We start from the raw sequence: 19,634 nt of genomic DNA, 5'->3' as shown, positions 1-19,634 counted from the left end.
ACCTTGGAAGTGGACCGCGCCCGACCGATAACGCGTGAACGCGACCGGAAAGACCCGCGCTATCGTGACCGGACAAGGCAATTCGAGCACGACGGGGCGGCGCACCAGCAGCGCAGCGCCCCTCGCCACGGCGACCTGCGGACAACGCCACGCATCGGCAGGAGCCTGGTCGGCGGACTCGTCGCCGCCGGAGCGGTCCTGCTCGCGGGCTGCGATTCGGCCGTCGGCATTCCCAATGAGGAGCCCGCGCGCGCCACGGCGCAGACCACCACCTCGCCCATCCTCGCCCCGACCACACCGAGCGCCTCGGCCCTCCCGCCGATCCCCGCGAACGCCCCGCAGGTCGCAGCGGTGCCAGGCCTCCCGGCCGCCGCACCCGCGGTACAGCGCTGGGCCGTCGACCTGCAAACCGAAACGATCACCGCGCTGCAGGCCAAGTGCTGGTCCATGGCCCCAGGGAATGTGGCCGACATGTACGAGGGCAAGCAGGCCATCCTCAACGCCCTCGCCCAGCCCGGCGTCGCGACCGAGGACACCGTCACCTGGAAGACCAGGACCACCGCAGTCACCATCGACCGCGCCGCCGCCGACACCGGCTACGCCTGCCCGCGAGTGATTGCGGCGGGCGAGGACACCGGCCTGAACGACGCCGACGCCAGGCACACCGTGCGCCGGTATCTGGCCCGATCTGTCGGCGCTCCGCTCGACCCCTCCGACAAGGAGGGCACCTACCCGCTCGTGTGCAAGGCGAGCCCGGCGACCTGGGACCCCACCGGCACCGGCAAACCGATCGCCGCGCCGTTGGCGAACAACGCGGGCAAGCTGACCGGCGCCACGAAGTTCGCCGACCAGGAAATCCAATCGGAGCGACTGCGCGCGGACTACATCGCGGTACAGGTGCCCGTCACCAACGCCGCCGGGGTGACCCAGACGCGGACTTTCACCCTGACCGATGGCCACGAGAGCTCCAAGGGCTACTGCATCGGCGACGTTTCACCATAGCCACTACTCTGGATGGCTGGTAACGGCTAGGAGGAGCAGCTCGTGCAGATCACCAGCGTCGGACACGCCGGATTCCATATTCGCACCGCGGCCGGGTCGATCCTTTGCGATCCCTGGGTCAACCCCGCCTACTTCGGTTCGTGGTTCCCGTTCCCCGACAACACCCAGCTCGACTGGGACGAGCTGGGCAATTGCGACTTCCTGTACGTCTCGCACCTGCATCGCGACCACTTCGACGCCGTCACGCTGGCCCAGCACGTCAACAAGGACGCGACCGTGCTGCTGCCGGACTACCCGGTGCCGGATCTGAAGCGCGAACTGGAGCTGCTCGGTTTCACCAAGTTCTTCGAGACCGAGGACTCGGTCAAGCACACGATCACCGGTCCGGGCGGCGAGCTGGACATCATGATCATCGCGTTGCGCGCGCCGGCAGACGGACCGATCGGCGACTCCGGGATTATCGTCTCAGACGGCGTGACCACCTGTTTCAACATGAACGACGCCCGGCCGGTCGACATGGATGTGCTGCACGACGCATTCGGCCGGATCGACATTCATCTGCTGCAGTACTCGGGCGCCATCTGGTACCCGATGGTCTACGACATCCCGAGCCGCACCAAGTCGAACTTCGGCAAGCAGAAACGACAGCGCGGCATGGACCGGTGCCGCAGCTATATCGAGCAGGTCGGCGCCACCTGGGTGGTGCCGTCGGCGGGGCCGCCGGTGTTCCTCGACGACGAACTGCGCTATCTCAACGACGACCGCGGCGACGAAGGCAATATCTTCCCGGACCAGATGGTGTTCCTGGAACAGATGCGCATCCACGGCAACGAGGGCGGGCTGTTGATGATCCCCGGCTCGGTCGCCGATGTGCGTGGTTCCGAGCTGGAGTTGACCCATCCGTTCGAACCGGGCCTGATCTACGACAACAAGGCCGAATACATCGAACAGATGGCGCAGCGTCTCGCGCCGGTGCTGGCCGCGGAGAAGGCGAGCTGGTCACCGGCGACCGGCGAGCCGCTGCTGGAGCCGTTGCAGGCCCTGTTCGAGCCGATCATGGCGCAGAGCGACCTGATTTGCGACGGCATCGGCTACCCCGTGGGGCTCGTCATCGGGGACGAGACCGTGGTGCTGGACTTCCCCAAGCGCGTGGTGCGCGGTCCGGTCGACGGCGAGGGCAAGTATCGCTACGGCTTCCGCATCGCCCCGGAATTGGTGCGCACGGTGTTGCGCGACAACGAGCCGGACTGGGTGAATACCATCTTCCTGTCCACCCGATTCCAGGCGTGGCGCATCGGCGGGTACAACGAATTCCTTTATACGTTCTTCAAATGCCTGACCGACGAGCGCATCGCCTATGCCGACGGCTGGTTCGCCGAGGCGCACGACGATTCCGCGTCCACCGAACTCGACGGCTGGGAAGTGCAGCGGCGCTGCCCGCACCTCAAGGCCGACCTTTCGAAATTCGGAGTCGTCGAGGGTAATACGCTCCTGTGCAATTTGCACGGGTGGCAGTGGGATCTGGAATCGGGTCGCTGCAAAACCTCCAAAGGTCACGAACTTCGTTCCCGCAAGTTGGCCTGAGTCGGTCGCTGCACCAATTTCGAGCGCCCGAACTTCATCGCGCCGAATGTCGACGCATCATTCCGGATGTCGATCGATCGGGCATATGGTCGTCCGATCCGTGTGCGCAGTGACACTGCGCACACGGAACCGTCGGACAGAGTTTCGGCCGGAGGCCGTACCAGCACCCAACGAGCGCGATTTTCCTCGAAGAGGCTCGCTCAGGCGGTAATTTCGCGGGTGAGCCGCGAGGACCACGGACACCAGAAGCACCCGGGCAGGAAGGGACCGCAGGCCTCATCCAGGTGATCTTCCAGGTAGGTGATGCTCGAGTCGCACACCTCGATCGCCATGGTGAAGAAGGTGATCGTGTCCGGGTCGAGATGGAAACTCCAGCCCGGGTTGTAGTTCGCTGTGGTTTTCCTGATTCGGCCCATCACGTGGACCGACATGCTTTCCTCGCCGGACAGAATTCGACGGGCCTCGGATATCCGTTGTTCATTGTTGAGCCGGATGATGAATTCCTTGCCGGAATAATCTGTGAATGCAAAGTCCGCCATGTTGATTTTCCCCTCGGTCGAGTAGGGCCAATCGACTTCGATTGGAGGAACCTAGCGCTTCGATGGTATCGACTCGACGATCAGGCGTGATGCCAATTGCTCATAAAATTTGTTGCAGGACAATGGAAATAGAAAGCCGGTCCGTATTGCCTCGAACAAGCAGCGGATCGGATCGATACACAGGGATCGACTGGACCGTCAGCGCGCTGGCGGCTCCCCATCACTGCCGTACAACCTTCTTCGATGACATGATCAGCTCCCGGACCGCCATCGCGCCCCTGGCGACCGGCGCGCCGATATGGCCTTCGGCATCGACCAGTACGGCCGAAGGCGTGCCGCGGACGCGGTAGCGCAGAGCGGCTTCGTTACCCCGCTGCACCAGCGCGGCAATACCGTCGAGCCCCTGCTCCTGCGCCCATTCGGCCTGCTCCGCGGCGTCGCCGTTGCCGACAACCACAATGGTCAGCGCCTCGGCGGTGCGCGAGTGCCACCGCGGCAGCTCCCGAGCCAGTGCTGCGCACAGCTCACAGTTGGGATGCACGAACACCAGTAGCACTCGGCGCCCATGGACCAGTAGCGATTCCAGAGTCGTGCGGCCGTCATCGACGTCGAACAGTTCGAACTCGGGCGCCACGGCGCCCACCGGCAGCCCCTCGGCACCGAGGGTCGAGAGCGCCTGCTCGTCTACCCGCCGTTGCAAGCCGCGGACCTCGCCGAACATCCAGACCAGCAGCGTGGCGAGCACCGCGACCACTCCCAGCCCGACCGCATTGTCGGCGGGCAGCCCGCCCGGCACCTGCGGATACGCGAGCGAACCCCAGCCGACCAGCACCGCGAGCGCCACCAGCACCCCATTGCGGGCTACGGTCCAGGCGCCGATCGGTGCGTCGCTCAACGAGCCGAAACACGAACAGGCAGGTCGTCTTCCCCGCACCAGTAGTCGAATGACTGCGCCCGTGAACACCGCGAGCACCAGCGTGGCAAGCACCGCCGCCGCCACCGCCGTCCACGGCGGCAGCACCGCCACCGCGATCACCGCCTCCAACATCGGTAGCCCCCACGCCACGACGGGCGCCCATTGGATCGGTACCCCGAACTCGGCCGCCGACTTCCGCATCGCGGCCCGGTCCATCAGCTTCCCCACCGCCGACAGACCGAACACCGCACTCACCGCCAGCCGCGAAACCCACACCCCGTATTCGATCAGCATGACCGCACCATCCCACATCGGTCATGCCCATAGAACATGAAACACGCAACGGTTTCAGTGGTCGTGGCCGCAGGCTGGGCGGCGGTCGATCAATTGGGCTGCCATGACGCCGGAACCCGGTGGCGCTTCAGCTGAGCAGTGGTGTTCAGCTTCGGGAGCGAGCGGCAACGACGACCGCCGCGAGGGTGAGGGCGCAGCCGATGACAGTCATGACCGACAGTCCGGCACCGGTGGGAATCGCGATGTCCAAGAGGACCGAGGCGAGGAGTTGGCCTGCCACCGACGTCAGACCGAGGAGCAGGACCCCGATCCAGCGGACGGTGAGAGCCGCGAGGGCAATGAAAGCGACACCGATGACGCCACCCACATAGAGCCAAGGCTCGCTGGGGAATTCGGTGGGCCAACCGGTGCGGGCGAGAATGAGCGCTTCGATGGCGAACAGGGCAGCTGTGCCGATACCGAAGTTCACGAGGGTGGCGGCGAAGGGACCGCCGACCACGCCGACTCGACCGTTGACCGCCTGCTGCCAGGCCAGACCGATGCCTGCCAACGCGGGCAGGACGACCAGCAATGCGACCGGGCCGTCACGCAGCCACTCCGGGACGGCCGAAGAACCGACCGCGGTACCTGAGCGACCGGCCGCGGCCAGGACCACCGCGACCATCGCGAGGGCAGCGCCGCCGAGACGCAATGCGGTGACCGGGGTGCGGCCACTGGGAGCCACACCGAGACGATCCACCACCAGACTGCTCACCAGCTGACCTGCCACCACAGCCACCGTGAACGCGGTGACACCGATCGCGGCGACCGTAAGCCCCTGACACGCGACGAAGAAAGCACCGCACAGCCCGCCGAGCAACTGCCATAGGCGCAGCTCACCGGATTCCAGCGCTACCCGCACCCGCGCGAGCCCGCCACGCAGGCGGCGACTGACAACGAACGCAACGCCGAGCAGCACCAGCCCGAGGCCGAAACTGATGCACGCGGCAGCGATTCCGTCATGCAACCGCGCCCCCAGCGCACCATTGACCCGCCCCTGCACCGCCACCCCGGCCCCGATACAGAAGCCGAAGACCAGCCCCGCCTGCCGCCGCCCGGTCACCCCCGCACGGTACCGCGCCCCGTCCGCATCCCGACTACGCCTCCGCCTCGCCACGCGCCCATAGCCAGTCCGCACTCCGAAAGCCGTGCACCCTGCTCGGGTCGACGTGAGAGAAATGGTGGCCGCCACCGCATTGGCGGCCACCATTTCACTAACGCCATTACCCAAAGTTACTGGGACGCAACCCTAACCAGTGCTCGCGCGAGCTACCCCGCGCGTAGTGCCGTGCGGTGGGTGGCGAAGGTGTCGTGGCGGGCATAAGTGCGGTCGCCGCCGTTGCGGGCGATGGAGCCGCGGACCAGGCGGGTACGGATGCGGGCGCCCAGTTGTTCGTGGAATCGGGTGGCACCGGGGAGGAGTTGGCGGGGGATTTCCAGGACGCCGTTGACGACGGCGGTGGCCATGACCGCGCTCTGGAAAAGTTTGTTGTTCGGTAGGCCGAGGAAGTCGGAGTTGGTCGGGCCGAGGATGATTCGGCTGTAGGCGACCATGTAGCCGGTGACCGCCTTGCGGACCAGGCGCTGTGGAGCGGTGTCGTTGCCGACGAACAGGCCGCCCGCGGCGGTGACGAGGGCCTGGGCCAAGAGACGGGAGTCCTCATCGGGGATGAATTCGGTGTCGGCGAGGATCCAGAAGGCGCGCCAGGTGTCGGTTTCACAGGTCGGCAGGATCTCGGCGTCGATGCCGAGCAGGAAGCCGACGTAGCGCCACAGGTGGAAGACCGCGTCCTTTTCCTTGGCGGAGAATCGCAGCCCCAGCGCCTGCGCGCCAACCAGATTCGCCATGGAGAACAGGCCGAGGGTACCGACGGTGAGCACTTGGTTCACCGGCTGATCCCATGCGGCGTAATCCCAGTCGGGCCGTCGATTCATGCCCGCGCGCACCAGCGCGTGCATCAGGCGCACCCGCAGCACGCTCTGGTATCCGACCCGATTGTGTTGCAGCCCACCGGGAGTGGTGACATCCAGCCACCACTGTGTGGTTTCGGCGAGTCGGCGCGGCGCCATCGCGTTCAGGTCGCCGGTGCCGACGAGCGTTTTGTCCGCACGGGAGGCGAGATAGCCGCCCATCAGGGCGAACATACCCATGGCTATGCCGCCCCAGACACTGGTGCGGCCGACGACGCGGGCACCGCGATCGATCTTGCCGCGGTCGAGCCAGTACGGGTCTGCCTCGACTTGTCCGAAGAGTGCCCGCAGCTCTTGCGGCGCGTCCGGCACCGCATCGATGCCCTGCTCGACGGCGATCTCGAACATCCGGCGGCCCTCGCCGACCGGCAGGCGCTGGATCATCGCCACTACGTCGTCGGCCAGCGGATCGCCTGCCTGCGCGAAGCGGCGGAACGAATCGCGCTGGGCGGCGGTGCAGCGCAGATCGCCCGGCGCGAGGACCGGAACAGCCTGCCGGAAGGGGAACTCGGTGAACAGCGGCGGCGTGGGTAGCAGCTGGTTGTCATGCGTCATTGCACTTCACCCATCGGTTCGAGGTTCGCGTCGGTGCACGCATCGGGCACCTTCTGACAAGAACGTCTCACAGAATTGAAAATCTGGCAAGGATCTATGCCAGAATGGTCTCCGATGACTACCACCTCGCGGTCCTACGGTGGCGTGCCGATCGAACAGCGCCGGGCGCGCCGCCGCGCCGCGCTGCTGGATGCGGCACTGGAAATCATCGGGACCTCGGGTTTTGCCAGGCTGACCGTCTCCGGACTGTGCACCAAGGCCAAGCTGTCGGAGCGCTACTACTACGAGAGCTTCACCGACCTCGATTCGGTATTCAGCGAACTGTTCGACCGGATCGTCGACGAGATCGGCCAGGCCGTCGTCACCGCGTTCATGACAACCGGCGCCGACATCCGCGCGAAGACCAGGGCCGCCATCGCCGCCGCCGTCGACCTCATCGCCGATGATCCACGCAAGGCACGCATCGCCACCGTCGAGGCTCAACTGAACCCGGCCCTGCTGATGCGCAGGGCCGAGGTGATGCGCTCGTTCGCAGGCATCATGCTGGCCGTATGCGCCGAAGAAGTCGGCGCCGGCGTCGTCGAAAACGCCGGCGAACACGCCGAATTCGCCGCAACCCACCTCCTCGGCGGTCTCTGGGAAACCACCAACAGCTGGCTGGCAGGCACCCTCCCCATCACCCGCCGAACCCTCATCGACCGTTCCACCGACCAATTCCTGCTCACCGCAAGCCATCTCATCGGCAGCCCGCTCGACTGACCACGCCGAGCGGGTCATGGCTGCGGCCGAAGAACGAGAAGACCTCTCCACCACTTGCCACTCGCCCGGTCAGTCGGCATTCACTCGGCGGCGGGGTAGCCAAGAGGGGGTGACCAGCGCGATCGGCAGGATTGTGGCGCCGAGCAGAGCGACCGTCGTGGGCATCGACAGCCAGGAGGTTGCGGCGGCGGCGAAGCCGAATACCGCGAGCGCGACCACCTCCGAGGCCAGACCGGACACCGAGGTGACCGTCGCGCGGGCGGGTCCTTCGATGGCATCCTGTAGCCGCGCTCCTGCCACGATGCTCGCGTTGTAGACGATGCCGTAGGAGACGCCGATTGCGGTAAAGCCAATGCCGGCAAGCACATACACGGCGCTGGGCCAACGGATCGCCAGTCCGGCGACCAGTGCGCCACCGGCAAACAGCACACCGCCCACCCCGACCGCAACGGCCATCGTCCGCGCCGCCATCGCCTCGGTGCGCCCCGCCGACATCGAACCGATCAATGAGCCGAGCACCGTCACTCCGACCAGCAACGGCACCACGGCAGTCGATACACCGACCGACTCCGCGAGCAGCGCAAAGTACTCGTCGAACGCCGTGATCCCGGACAACAGCGCCCCCAACAGCACGCCGTTTCGCACGGCCCGCACCCGAATCGCCTCACCGACTCCGGTGCGCAGCGTGGTCAGATACCCGGCGAACGGCCCCGACACAGCTGAGCCGGGCGCGGCCTGGTCGACCAGCATCGCACCACACAAAACTGTCGAGCGACCGCGATGGGCGGCCGACTGGCTCGTCGATAGCGCTGCGGGACGATCCGGTCCGCCGCCACATTCAGCGACGTCCACCACCACAGCAGGACCATCGGACCGCGCAGCACGACCATCAGACAGCGCAGCACAACCATCAGACAGCGCAGCACAACCATCAGACAGCGCAGCACAACCATCAGACAGCGCAGCACAACCATCAGACAGCGCGGCGCGATCATTGGATACTCCTGCGAGGGATACTCCTGCAGGCTGGACTGATTCGGCAGACCGGATCCCGGCAGCAGTGGTCGTCGATCCGTCCGATGTGGTCGGAACTTCAGCACAGGCCACGGAGGGGCCGGCCGGTGATTGCGCTGAATCATTCGCAACGACATCATGTTCCGGGCCGTCGGCGTACGCCGCGCATACCGCTAGCGGTGAGGTCGAGCTATCGACGCCCGGCGCTGAGCGGCGTTGCTGCGGTGATCGGGGCGGATCGGCTTCGGCGGCATCGTCTTCCAGGTCCTCGACAGCTGCGGCGGACACTGCCTTCGGTGCGCTCGGGAGCGACAGACCGAGGAGGGTGTGGGTTGCGGCGATGACGATGCTGGACCAGCCGAGCAGGGCGTATCCGCCCCAGATGTACAGCGGTGTCGCGGCGAGAATGGCGATCACAATCGCGGCTTCCGAGGCGGCTCGCGCGTAGCCGAGGATGCGCGGGTAGGCCGCGCGCTCGCCTTGTGCGGCGAGCTCGTCATAGAGCAGTGCCTCGAAGGTTCCGGACTGCAATGCGCCGGAAACACCCCACAGGACGAAACCTGCCGCGAAGCCGAGATAGGTGGGAAGCAGGGTCCATGCCGCAAATCCCGCGGTCAGCAGCACACCGCTGAGTACAAGCAGAGCTCGCCGCGACACTGTGTCCGCCCAGGCACCGGAGGGCACCTCGAGCAGGAACGCGGTGGTCGACCAGATCGCGAACAGCGAGGAGATCTGCCCGGTGTTCAACCCATGATCAGCGAACAGCAACGCGTACAGCGCATACAGCGGGATGAGCTCACCGATGCCCTTGAAGAGCACCGCCCGAACCGTGAGGGCATGAAGGCCGAGTTTGCCGACGCGACCCGTCAACCGGACGCGTAGCGACCTATCGGCTCAACAGCCGTAGAAGAGCAACCGCATGATGCTCAGCTTGGTCGCCCCGCCGCAGCCCGTCAAGTGATTCCCACGGCGCAGAAGGGGCTGGCCGCACGAGACTTTCGTGCACCGATACGGCCCACTCCCAGGCTTCTCGACTCGACCGCACCGCTGTTCAGATCGCCGCACGCTCCCTCACCTACGGCCCACTCGCAGGCGTCTCGACTCGTCCACACCGCTGTTCAGCTCGCCCGCACGCTCCCTCACCTACGGCCCGACTCGAAGCTCGCGCGGAGGCGACTGCGCCGAATCGCGCGGCGCAGACGGAATCCGTGCGCCTGTCGAAGATGGCGAGCCCCGAGACAGCACAAAGCCCCTAATCGAACCCGGCGCCATAGGCACAATCGAATTCCTGGACGGCATCGATCACGACGCCGCCGGCCGACTCGACTCAGTCGCCCTTGCGTGGCCCGCCGTAGACCTTCTGTACTCGGGGCACACCGGCGAACCGGGCTTCGCGGAGCGAGTCACCGGGCCGGCCGGGCCAGAGCTGAATCCGGTGGCACACGATTCCTGGCAGCGATTTCGATGATGACCCCAGTGCTGCGAGACACCCGCGAATCGACGATCACCCTGCGCCCGGTCCTTACCGCCCACGGGACGCAACCGGCGGCAGACGTCCACCCTCGACGGACAGCTAGCGGCGAGGATGTCGAACGCGGCTCACCCGAGCGGCAGCCAGCCGTTGGCAGCGTGCAGGTCGCCGTCGCCGATCTCACGGTCCGACGCGCCGGGGCCGACTCGGCCGTTGTGCTCGTTGAGGTCGCTGATCAGGTCGGCGACAGGATGTGAATCGCTGTAGTGGTAGCCCTGTGCGAGGGCGAATCCGAGCTCGGTCAGGACCGCGGCCTGGTATTCGGTTTCCACGCCCTCGGCGATCACCTGTAGGTCCAACGCGCTGCTCAGGGCGGCGATGACGCCGAGCAGCGGCGGGGCCGGGGAATCCGAGCGGATCGCGGCGACGAAGGACTGGTCGACCTTGAGGATGTCGCTGGGCAGGGTGGCGAGCCGGCTCAGCGAGGAGTATCCGGTGCCGAAATCGTCGATGGCGATGCGCACGCCCCGCTCACGCAGGATGTGCAGATTGCCGATGGCCGTCTGGGATTCGGCGGCGAGTTCGCTCTCGGTGACCTCGAGCACCAGCTGGTCGGCGGGCCAGCCGGTGCTCGCGAGAATGTTCGCAACCCGATCGGCGTAGCCGGTCTCGGCGAGTTCCAGACCACTGACGTTCACATTCAACGTCAGATCGAGCTGGGCGAAGGTCTCTTGCAGCCGCGCGGCATCAGCGCAGGCCCTGCGCAACACCAGCTCGTCGAGGTCGGAGATGAGGTCGTATTCTTCGGCGACCCGGATCAGCCCCTCGGTGGTGACGTCGGGCTGCGCGCTCGACGACCAGCGCAGCAGCGCCTCCACACCGACCGCCTTGCCGCCGCCCTCGGTCAGGCTGACGATCGGCTGGTAGTGCACGTCCAACGCGCCGCGATCGATCGCCTCGCGCAGCTCGACGGCCAGCGGCAGCTGCCGCGAGGACTCGAGTACCGTGCGGTTGCGACCGGCCTGCTTGGCCCGGTACAGGCCGACGTCGGCACGGCTGACCAGCAGCGAACCCGACTCCCCCGGCTGCCATGACGTGACGCCCGCGGAACACCCGGTGGTCACCGCGGCCCGCAACTGCTCGGTCAGCAGGATCGCGGCCTGCTCAGTGGTATTCGGCAACAGCAATGCGAAAGCATCGCCGCCGTAGCGGGCCAGCCGTTGATCGGGAGCGAGCAGCTTGGACCAGGTATCAGCAACACGCTGTAGTACCGCGTCACCGGCGCGATGGCCGAGGTGATCGTTGATTTTCTGGAAGCGGTCGAGGTCGACGAGCACCAGCGCGAGGCCCTGCCCGCTGCGGGTGGCGTGCTCGATCGCGGTGTTCAGCGCGCGGTCGAAGCCACGCCGGTTCAGCAGACCGGTGAGCACATCGATATCGGCTTCGGAGGCCATCCTGGTCAGGATGCCGACGACGACACCCACACCGAAGGTCACGCCTGCCGGAATCAACCCGGACCACCAGGGCAGGCCGGGGACAACGGGCCGCGCGGGCAGCACCCAGAGGCACAACACCATGGCGAACGCGATGTGCGCGAGCGCCTGCGACCAGGCGAAGAACAGCGCCGCATCACAGGCGACGAAGACATAGAACGAGGCGAGGCCGATCGCGCCGACCGTGTTCGGGAACGAATGCACCGCGACCGTCACCAGGACCGTCGCGATGGCGACGTACCCGTGATGAATGGAATGCGGCAGTCGCGGCCCCCACGCGAGCAGCGTGAGTCCCAGCGTCAGCGCAATCGCCGCAGCTGTACCGACCAGCGGTCGATTACCCTCGTCTCCCGGTGCGATGGCAGTAATAATCAGGCCAAGCACACCACCCATGACGTAGAACGCCCCGGTGGTCCGAGCCATGACCATAGCTGTCGCCAGCGCCGATGCCGCCCGCACCCGGGTTCGGGTATCGCCGCGCGCCCCGATTCCTCGCACGGGCAATAGCCTAGAGGTAACGATTCGCACTGGTTGCCACATCCCGTGAATCCGGCATGGCGAACCAGCGGCTATGGGGTCCGGCGACCCGTTCGGCTAGCGCGATTCGCCCGCAATGTCTCCCTCGGCCGATACCGCTGACACAGTGCCTGACGGATGGTGAGCAGAGGGCGCTTGGACGGACGAATGTTCGGCCACCGCCTATTTGGTCGGTCGCAATACGTCGGTTCCGACGAACGGAACCAGCGCGGCGGGCACCCGCACCGAACCGTCGGCCTGCTGGTTGTTCTCCAGAATCGCCACGATCCAGCGCGTGGTCGCCAGTGTGCCATTCAAAGTGGCGGCGATCTGCGGCTTTCCGTTTTCGTCCCGGTACCGCACCGACAGCCTGCGCGCCTGGAAGGTGGTGCAGTTCGAGGTCGAAGTGAGCTCACGGTAGGCCTGCTGGGTGGGCACCCACGCCTCACAATCGAATTTGCGCGCCGCCGAGCTGCCGAGATCGCCTGCCGCGACATCGATGATCCGATAAGGGACCTCGACAGCGGCCAGCATGTCCTGCTCCCACGCCAGCAGCCGCCGATGCTCGGCGTCGGCCTGCTCCGGCGTGGTGTAGACGAACATCTCGACCTTGTCGAACTGGTGCACCCGGATGATGCCGCGGGTGTCCTTGCCGTAGCTGCCCGCCTCGCGACGGAAGCACGACGACCAACCCGCATACCGCTTCGGACCGTCGCTCAGATCGAGGATCTCGCCCGAGTGGTAGCCGGCGAGCGGCACCTCCGAGGTGCCGACCAGGTATAGATCATCGTCGGCGAGGTGGTAGACCTCTGCCGAGTGCTGGCCGAGGAACCCGGTACCCGCCATGATCTCCGGCCGGACGAGCACGGGCGGAATCATCATGGTGAAGCCGTTGGCGACCGCTCGTTGCGCGGCCAGCTGCAGCAGCCCCAGTTGCAACAGCGCGCCGTATCCGGTGAGGAAGTAGAAGCGCGCGCCCGAGACCTTCGCGCCGCGCTCCATGTCGATCAGCCCGAGCGACTCGCCGAGTTCCAGATGGTCCTTCGGCTCGAAATCGAATTCCGTTGGCGTGCCGATGGTCTCCAAGACGATGTAGTCGGCCTCGCCGCCCGCGGGCGCGCCCTCCTGCACGACGTTCGAAAGGGCGCGCTGCGCGGCGTCCAGGTCGGCGTCGGCGGCGTGCTGCGCCACCTCGGCCTCCTTGACCTTCACCGACATCTCCTGTGCCTGCGCGAGCAGCGCGGACCGTTCCTCCGGGCTCGCCTTGCCGACCAGCTTGCCCATGGCCTTGTGCTCGGCACGCAGGTTGTCGGCGGTGGCCACCGCCGCACGGCGCGCCGCGTCCGCTTCGAGCAGGGCGTCGACGAGGGCGGGGTCTTCGCCGCGGGCGCGCTGCGAGGCGCGGACCGCGTCAGGGTTGTCCCGCAGGAATCGGAGGTCGATCATGGGTGACCAGCCTAATAGGCGCAGCCGGACGTAGTCCGACCGCAGTCCGCGCCGGGCCGAGCGCAGGCGAGGCAGCCGCCTAATGGCACTGTGGGACGCAGTCCGCCGACAGCCGCGCTGGGCCGAGCGAAGGCGAGGCAGCCGCCTAATAGGCGCGGTGTTGCTGTTTCACGCCGATATCCCAGGATGTGGGCCATCGGGCCCTGTTCGCGCGCATAGTTGGTTTGTGGGCACAACTTTCGACGAAACAGAAATCGATAGCGCACTGTCCGATCTGACCGCGGGCGAGAAGGTGTGGGCCCAGACTTCGCTGCGCCGTCGTCGCGAGCTCCTCGACGAAATCCACACCCGAACCGGACGCTTCGCCGCCGACTGGGTGCGTGCCGCTCGCACCTGGAAGGGGCTCGATGAGGACTCACCGCTGGTCGGTGAGGAATGGATGTCGGGTCCGATGACGCTGCTGCAGGCCACAGCCGCGCTGTCGGCCACGCTGACGGCGCTGGAGCAGGGGCGCAGTCCGCTCGACGGGGTTGCGCTGACCGCGGCGCCAGGAGATCGGGTCGCGGTGCCGATCCTGCCGCTGGATGTCTACGACCGGCTGCTGCTCAGCGGCTTCCGGGGCGAGGTGTGGCTGCGGCCCGGGGTCGACGCCGGCACCGCGCGCCGACGCGCCGGGCTCGCCCAGCTCGACCCGACGGCAACGGCGGGCATCGGCGCGATACTCGGCGCAGGCAACATCACCTCGATTCCGCCGCTGGATGCGTTGTACGAGCTCTACGCGCACAACCGGGTGGTCGCGCTGAAACTGAACCCGATCACCGATCCACTGTTCACGGTGCTCGAGATGATCTTCGCGCCGCTCATCGAGCTCGGCGTGCTGCGGATCCTGACCGGCGGGGCAGAAGCGGGCGGGTATCTGGTGCACCATCCCGACGTGGCGCATGTGCACATGACCGGCAGCGCGCACACCCATGACGCGATCGTCTGGGGGCCCGGACCGGAGGGACAGGAACGCAAGTCCGACCAGCGCCCGCTGCTGGACAAGCCGATCACCAGTGAACTCGGCGGCGTCTCGCCGACCATCGTCGTGCCAGGCGAATGGAGCGACGCCGATCTGCGTTTCCAGGCCGAGCACGTCGCGACCCAGCGGCTGCACAACGGCGGCTACAACTGCGTCGCCACGCAAGCCGTAGTGCTGAGCGCGAACTGGCCGCAGAAGGTGAAATTCCTCGCCGAGCTGCGCGCCGCGCTCGACAAGGCGCCGCAGCGTCCGGCCTACTACCCGGGCAGCGACAACCGGGTTGCCGACGCAGTTGCGGCGTATCCCGACGCGGAACGGTTCGGGCCGGGGCAGAGTCGGGTGCTGGTCGAGAATCTGCCGCAGACCGAGACCCCGCTGCTGCGCACCGAGTACTTCTCACCGGTGCTCGGCGTGGTCGAACTGCCCGATGGCGGCGGCGAATTCCTGCAGTACGCAGTCGATTTCGCGAACACCGAACTCACCGGAACGCTCGGCGCCAATGTGATCGCGCACCCGAGCACCATCAAACGGCTCGGCGCCGCCTTCGACCGCGCGATCGAACGGCTGCGCTACGGCGCGATCGCGGTCAACGCCTGGACCGGGCTGGCCTTCCTCACGCCACGGGCCGCGTGGGGCGCCTACCCCGGCCACACCATCGACGACGTGCAGAGCGGAATCGGCGTGGTGCACAACGCTTTCCTGCTCGACGATGTGGAACGGACGGTGGTGAGCGGGCCGTTCCGGCCGGCGCCGCGGTCACTGATGCACGGTGAACTCGCGCTGTCTCCGAAGCCGCCGTGGTTCGTCACGAATGCCACCGCCGCGGCGACCGGGCGCAAACTGACGGAGTTCTACGCGAGCGGCAACCCGGCGCGGCTGCCGGGAGTGTTCCTGTCGGCGTTTCGCGGCTGAGATCACGCCGCTACGGCGGTGTCGGCAAGCCATCGCCTGCGCCTGATCGACCAGGTCGTAGCACCGGGGATCAGACGCTGCCATGATGGATCGCGATGTCCTCCGATGATGTGCCTCAGCCCCCGCGGGCGACCGAGCATCCCTCGGGCGCCAAGCCGTCGCGTCTCGGCTCGTTCCCACGCTCGCTGGATGACGCCCGCGCATTGCTCACGGGTAGCAACCTGCACCTGTCCGCGCCGACCCTGCGCTGGGGGCTGCTCGCCGTCGCGGCGGGCGCCGTCATCGCGGCCATGGTCACGCTGTTCGTGACCGGGTTCGACAACGAAACAGGGCTGGAGGCGCACACTCCCGGGTCGCCGGTCGACACCGTGCTGGACAAGGAGTTCGGCACGGCAGCCAGAGGCGACTGCCTGAGCTGGACCAAGCCGGACCGCGGCGACCTGGTGAAGGTGGCGTGCTCGAACAGGCATCTGTTCGAGGTCGCTGCCGATATCGACATGAGCAAGTACCCGGGCAAAGAATTCGGCGCCGGCTCGCGGTTCCCGGACTCGCTGCGACTGACCGAGCTCAAGGAAGAGCATTGCGTCCCCGCAGTGCAGCAGTACATGGGCGGGCACTTCGATCCGCGCGGGCGCTATGTCGTCGGGCTGATGTACCCGAGCCCCGACGGGTGGAAACACGGTGATCGGACGCTGCGCTGTGGGCTGCAGTTCTCCGGAAGTACCGGGACCCCACTGCCGTCGACGGGCAGCGCCGCCGAACACGATCAGTCGAAGGTGTTCGAGGTGGGGACCTGCCTCGGCATCAACCAGAACCTGCCGACCGATCCGGTGGACTGCGGGCAGGCGCACGCCGTCGAGATCGTGTCCACCATCGACCTCGCGGCTCGGTTCCCCGGTGGGCCGCCCGCCAAGGAGGAGCAGGATCGGTTCGTCGAGGAGGAGTGCGCCCGCTCCGCTACCGACTATCTGGGGTCGCCCGATCAGGTGCGCAACAAGACGCTGACGCTGTTCTTCGACTATGTCGATGCCCGCAGCTGGCTGGCCGGCAGTCGCAAGCTGGATTGCATGATCGGCAAAGGCACCGACCGGGAAGGCTTCGCCCCGATCACCGGCTCCGCGAAGGGCGAGATCTTGATCAACGGCCAGGCGCCGGTGCCACCGCCGAACTCGGGCCGCCGGACGCCTGCGCCGCTGCCGGGTGCGGCGCCGCTGCCGCCGCAGCCGCGTTAGGCAGGCCGCACTTCCGATGTCGGTCACCATGTCCGAGGACCGGTTCGAAGAACTGGTCGGCGATGCGCTCGATCTCATTCCGCCGGAGCTGGCCAGTGCCATCGATAATGTGGTCGTGCTTATCGAGGCTCGCAATTCGGAAGACTCGCGGCTGCTCGGTCTCTATCACGGGATCGCACTCACCGAACGCGATAGCCAATACGGCGGAGCGCTACCCGACACTGTCACGATCTACCGCGACGCGATCCTCGAAATCTGCGACGATGAGAGCCAAGTCGTCGAAGAAGTGGCGATCACTGTGATCCATGAGATTGCACACTATTTCGGGATTGACGAAGACCGGTTGCATCAGTTGGGATGGGGTTAGTCTTTTACGCAGCTGTGTGGGACCGGAGCGCAGCTGTCAAGGCACGAAAGAAAATTGGGGATTCGATGGAACCGATTGCCTGGCTGTCGCGTCCTATCACTCGTAGGGGGAATTCTCGTGGTTCCGCCCAGTAGCCGCCACTAGAAGGAGTCGAGTCATGTTTGGTGTAGACATCACACCCGAAGCCGTCCTGGCCGCAGCACTAGAGCTGGATCTGGTTGCCGACCGGCTGGCCGCCGCACACGTGGTTAGCGCCGCGGCGACGCACGTGCTCCCGTCCGGGATGGACGAGGTGTCGCTGCTGGCAGCCAATCACTTCAACCGGGGCGCGATGACCCACGACCAGGCGGTCGCCCAGGCAGTCCTCGAGCTGCATCACGCTGCCGCCACGCTGCGCATGCAGCTCGCCACGCACGTCGGTGAGGACATCCTCCGCGCGAGCGTGATCAAGGCCACCGAGATGACCCTCGGCCTGTAGGCCCGCGGACAGCTCTGATTACGGAAAAAGGGGAGAAACAAGCATGACCGCAGGTATGACCGGGGTGTTCTGGATGCCCCGCCTGGCAGAAGGAAACTCCATCGCGCTCAACGCGGGCGCACACGGCGTCCCGATCTCGGCGGCCGCCGCCGCGTGGGGCGGGCTGACCGGCGCGTGGATCGACGCCACCACGACCGCTGTCCGGGTGATGGCCGAGTTGGGCATCGGCATGCAGGGTGTCAACGGTGTCGCCGCGCTCGCCAGGCTCGCCGGCTTCACCGGATGGGCCGAGCAGCAGAGCGTCATGGCGGCCACCTTGGGCGCGAAGGCCGTCGCGAACGCGACCGCGTACACCGTCGCGTCGATAGCGATGCCGAGCATCCCGGAGATCGCGGCCGTCGACAGCGCGCGGGTCGCGGCCGCCTCCACCGGCGGCGTCCTGAACGGCAGCTCCGAGATCGCGGAGGCAGCCAAGGCCGCCTTGGATCTGCGCGCCGCGCTGACCATGGAGACCTACGAAGCGGCCACCACCGCCACAGTGGCGACCCCCGGCGAGTTCGTGCCGCCGCCCGCGATCGCCAACGGCGCCGGAACCGCGGACCCGAGCTCGGCCGAGGCCGCGTTCCAGGGTGATCCGGTGTCGTCCGCGATCGCCGCGGCAGTCGGGTTCGTGAACAACCCGGCCGTGGCGAGCGCCGCGACACAGGCAGCGAATGTTATCGGCTCGGTGGCGACCTCGGGTGTCAGCACGGTCGGCACCCTCGGCGCCAATGCGATCTCGGCCGTCACCAGCGCGACGCCGTCGATGGGCGGTATGGCCGCCGCGCCGATGTCGATGATGGGCGTCGGCACCGCGGTCTCCGCGGCTGCCGCGGCAACCCGCTCGGCGGCATCCGCCCCGGGCGCGAACCCCAACGCATCGCTCAAGCTTCCCGAAGGCTGGGGTGCGGGCGCCGCGGTCGGCATGCCTGCCACGACCGCGGTCGCCGAGTCCGTCAACGTGCGTTTCGATGCCGCGCCGGTCCGTCCGGCGGCGCCCTCGGGCAGTCCGTTGCTCGGCAACCGGGTGCAAGACAGCGAAGACGACGAGACCGAGCACAAGTCGGCCGACTACCTGCGCGCCGATCACTTCAACGACGGTCGCTACATGGCCGACGGCGTCATCGGCGCGGACACCGCCGGGACGGCTAAGTGACGGTGCTGGGTGCGGGCCACGGCCCGCCGATGCTCGCGGCGGTTGTGTTGTCGCTCGACGAGATGCAGTTTCTCCTGGAGAAGCTGGAGATCGACGAGCTGCCCATCGTGCTCCAGGCGATGGGACGCTACGACAACGTGACCGATCACGATGCGGCGATGGCCGTGGCTGCTCAGTCGCTCACCGATCGGGAACTCCTGATCGGTGGCTCGGTTCACCAAGAGCTCGAAGACCGGCTGCGGGCGCTGTACCGACCCCACTGGGTGGTCGCGATACGACTGTTCGTGGAAGGCAATGCGAGTCGCATGTGCCTGGCGAAGGGCGACGACTTCGTTGCCGTCGCCCTTCGCGGGCCGCACTCCTATGTCATCGACCAGGTCGAGGACGACCTGGCCGGACCGGTGATCACCGCGCTCGGGCCTGCCGAGCCGCTCGAGCTGACAGGCATGCGCGCCGAGACCGAACAGCTCGTCCCGATCTTCGACGACACCGGCGACGCCAAGGCGACTGCCGCCCGGCTCGCCAGGGTGGGACATCCCGCCACTGACGCGCAGGCCATCGCCTCGGCGATGGTGGAGATCCATTCGCACGCCGAGATCGTGGGCGTGATCTATGGCGACGGCACCAAGGACTACGCCGAGAACCACATCGCCGTGTTCAACACCCGGGGCGGTCGATTCATCGCCACCGCAAGCGTTTCCGATGACGGCACCAAGTGGACGTCGCTCAGCAGCGGAACGACGGGACGGTTGCGGACCGCACTGCAGGATTTGATCAGTGTGCTGCCCGAACGCGAGGACTTCCCGAGCAACCGGGCATTGACCTGACGC

Annotated in this window: 16 protein-coding genes; 9 read left to right on the top strand and 7 right to left on the bottom strand. The window is 66.9% G+C overall.

Going from position 1 to position 19,634, the window contains the following annotated elements; all coding sequences use genetic code 11:
• Positions 1-9 precede the first annotated feature (9 nt).
• Entirely contained in the window at positions 10-1,002 is a 993-nt protein-coding gene (locus OHQ90_RS05505) for a hypothetical protein (RefSeq protein WP_328407933.1), read from the top strand.
• 42 nt (positions 1,003-1,044) lie between these two features.
• Positions 1,045-2,586 (top strand): MBL fold metallo-hydrolase, encoded by a 1,542-nt coding sequence (locus tag OHQ90_RS05500; RefSeq protein ID WP_328407931.1) that lies wholly within the window; start codon positions 1,045-1,047, stop codon positions 2,584-2,586.
• Positions 2,587-2,786: 200 nt separating this feature from the next.
• Here OHQ90_RS05500 and OHQ90_RS05495 read toward each other — a convergent pair whose 3' ends face one another.
• From OHQ90_RS05495 to OHQ90_RS05480, 4 genes are all read right to left on the bottom strand, one after another.
• Complete coding sequence (locus OHQ90_RS05495) at positions 2,787-3,125, bottom strand: BP74-related protein (protein WP_328407929.1); 339 nt, start codon at positions 3,123-3,125, stop codon at positions 2,787-2,789.
• Between the two features lie 220 nt (positions 3,126-3,345).
• Positions 3,346-4,335: a peroxiredoxin family protein gene (locus OHQ90_RS05490; RefSeq protein ID WP_328407927.1), complete on the bottom strand. Its 990-nt coding sequence runs from the start codon at positions 4,333-4,335 to the stop codon at positions 3,346-3,348.
• Positions 4,336-4,480: 145 nt separating this feature from the next.
• Complete coding sequence (locus OHQ90_RS05485; protein ID WP_328407926.1) at positions 4,481-5,437, bottom strand: DMT family transporter; 957 nt, start codon at positions 5,435-5,437, stop codon at positions 4,481-4,483.
• A 206-nt stretch (positions 5,438-5,643) separates the two neighbouring features.
• Positions 5,644-6,900: an oxygenase MpaB family protein gene (locus OHQ90_RS05480; RefSeq protein ID WP_328407925.1), complete on the bottom strand. Its 1,257-nt coding sequence runs from the start codon at positions 6,898-6,900 to the stop codon at positions 5,644-5,646.
• A gap of 114 nt (positions 6,901-7,014) precedes the next feature.
• Here OHQ90_RS05480 and OHQ90_RS05475 point away from each other — a divergent pair, with 114 nt between their 5' ends.
• Entirely contained in the window at positions 7,015-7,659 is a 645-nt protein-coding gene (locus OHQ90_RS05475) for a TetR/AcrR family transcriptional regulator (protein WP_328407924.1), read from the top strand.
• 69 nt (positions 7,660-7,728) lie between these two features.
• On the opposite strand, the gene OHQ90_RS05470 is transcribed toward OHQ90_RS05475, so the two are convergent.
• From OHQ90_RS05470 to serS, 3 genes are all read right to left on the bottom strand, one after another.
• The gene (locus OHQ90_RS05470) at positions 7,729-9,492 is read right to left on the bottom strand and encodes an MFS transporter (protein WP_442941323.1); all 1,764 of its coding nucleotides are present in this window, start codon (positions 9,490-9,492) and stop codon (positions 7,729-7,731) included.
• Between the two features lie 780 nt (positions 9,493-10,272).
• Positions 10,273-12,135, bottom strand: coding sequence for a putative bifunctional diguanylate cyclase/phosphodiesterase (locus OHQ90_RS05460; RefSeq protein ID WP_328407923.1), 1,863 nt, complete (start codon positions 12,133-12,135; stop codon positions 10,273-10,275).
• A gap of 201 nt (positions 12,136-12,336) precedes the next feature.
• The gene (gene serS / locus OHQ90_RS05455; protein ID WP_328407922.1) at positions 12,337-13,599 is read right to left on the bottom strand and encodes a serine--tRNA ligase; all 1,263 of its coding nucleotides are present in this window, start codon (positions 13,597-13,599) and stop codon (positions 12,337-12,339) included.
• 226 nt (positions 13,600-13,825) lie between these two features.
• Here serS and OHQ90_RS05450 point away from each other — a divergent pair, with 226 nt between their 5' ends.
• The 6 genes from OHQ90_RS05450 to OHQ90_RS05425 all read left to right on the top strand — a co-directional run bounded on the left by OHQ90_RS05450 (position 13,826) and on the right by OHQ90_RS05425 (position 19,631).
• Complete coding sequence (locus tag OHQ90_RS05450; RefSeq protein ID WP_328407920.1) at positions 13,826-15,532, top strand: aldehyde dehydrogenase family protein; 1,707 nt, start codon at positions 13,826-13,828, stop codon at positions 15,530-15,532.
• A gap of 95 nt (positions 15,533-15,627) precedes the next feature.
• Positions 15,628-16,764 carry a septum formation family protein gene (locus tag OHQ90_RS05445; RefSeq protein ID WP_328407918.1) on the top strand — a complete coding sequence of 379 codons (1,137 nt, stop codon included), beginning with the start codon at positions 15,628-15,630 and terminating at the stop codon, positions 16,762-16,764.
• A 16-nt stretch (positions 16,765-16,780) separates the two neighbouring features.
• Positions 16,781-17,131: a metallopeptidase family protein gene (locus tag OHQ90_RS05440; protein ID WP_328407917.1), complete on the top strand. Its 351-nt coding sequence runs from the start codon at positions 16,781-16,783 to the stop codon at positions 17,129-17,131.
• A gap of 157 nt (positions 17,132-17,288) precedes the next feature.
• A complete protein-coding gene (locus tag OHQ90_RS05435; protein ID WP_328407915.1) occupies positions 17,289-17,609 on the top strand; it encodes a PE family protein in 321 nt (106 codons plus the stop codon).
• 43 nt (positions 17,610-17,652) lie between these two features.
• Complete coding sequence (locus OHQ90_RS05430; protein WP_328407913.1) at positions 17,653-18,804, top strand: PPE domain-containing protein; 1,152 nt, start codon at positions 17,653-17,655, stop codon at positions 18,802-18,804.
• Entirely contained in the window at positions 18,801-19,631 is an 831-nt protein-coding gene (locus tag OHQ90_RS05425) for an ESX secretion-associated protein EspG (protein WP_328407911.1), read from the top strand. Before OHQ90_RS05430 ends, OHQ90_RS05425 begins: the two co-directional genes overlap by 4 nt.
• Positions 19,632-19,634 lie beyond the last annotated feature (3 nt).

The organism is Nocardia sp. NBC_00403 (genome assembly GCF_036046055.1).
In the GTDB taxonomy this organism is placed as follows: Bacteria; Actinomycetota; Actinomycetes; order Mycobacteriales; family Mycobacteriaceae; genus Nocardia.
The sequence above is the reverse complement of the archived record's forward strand: the minus strand, read 5'-3'. Positions and strand labels throughout refer to the sequence as shown.

What these genes read in the sequence shown, in the direction of transcription:
- OHQ90_RS05435 (WP_328407915.1), top strand. Translation starts at nt 17,289, where the DNA reads ATGTTTGGTGTAGACATCACACCCGAAGCCGTCCTGGCCGCAGCACTA.
- OHQ90_RS05445 (WP_328407918.1), top strand. Translation starts at nt 15,628, where the DNA reads ATGTCCTCCGATGATGTGCCTCAGCCCCCGCGGGCGACCGAGCATCCC.
- OHQ90_RS05440 (WP_328407917.1), top strand. Translation starts at nt 16,781, where the DNA reads ATGTCGGTCACCATGTCCGAGGACCGGTTCGAAGAACTGGTCGGCGAT.
- OHQ90_RS05475 (WP_328407924.1), top strand. Translation starts at nt 7,015, where the DNA reads ATGACTACCACCTCGCGGTCCTACGGTGGCGTGCCGATCGAACAGCGC.
- OHQ90_RS05490 (WP_328407927.1), bottom strand. Translation starts at nt 4,335, where the DNA reads ATGCTGATCGAATACGGGGTGTGGGTTTCGCGGCTGGCGGTGAGTGCG.
- serS (WP_328407922.1), bottom strand. Translation starts at nt 13,599, where the DNA reads ATGATCGACCTCCGATTCCTGCGGGACAACCCTGACGCGGTCCGCGCC.
- OHQ90_RS05495 (WP_328407929.1), bottom strand. Translation starts at nt 3,125, where the DNA reads ATGGCGGACTTTGCATTCACAGATTATTCCGGCAAGGAATTCATCATC.
- OHQ90_RS05430 (WP_328407913.1), top strand. Translation starts at nt 17,653, where the DNA reads ATGACCGCAGGTATGACCGGGGTGTTCTGGATGCCCCGCCTGGCAGAA.
- OHQ90_RS05480 (WP_328407925.1), bottom strand. Translation starts at nt 6,900, where the DNA reads ATGACGCATGACAACCAGCTGCTACCCACGCCGCCGCTGTTCACCGAG.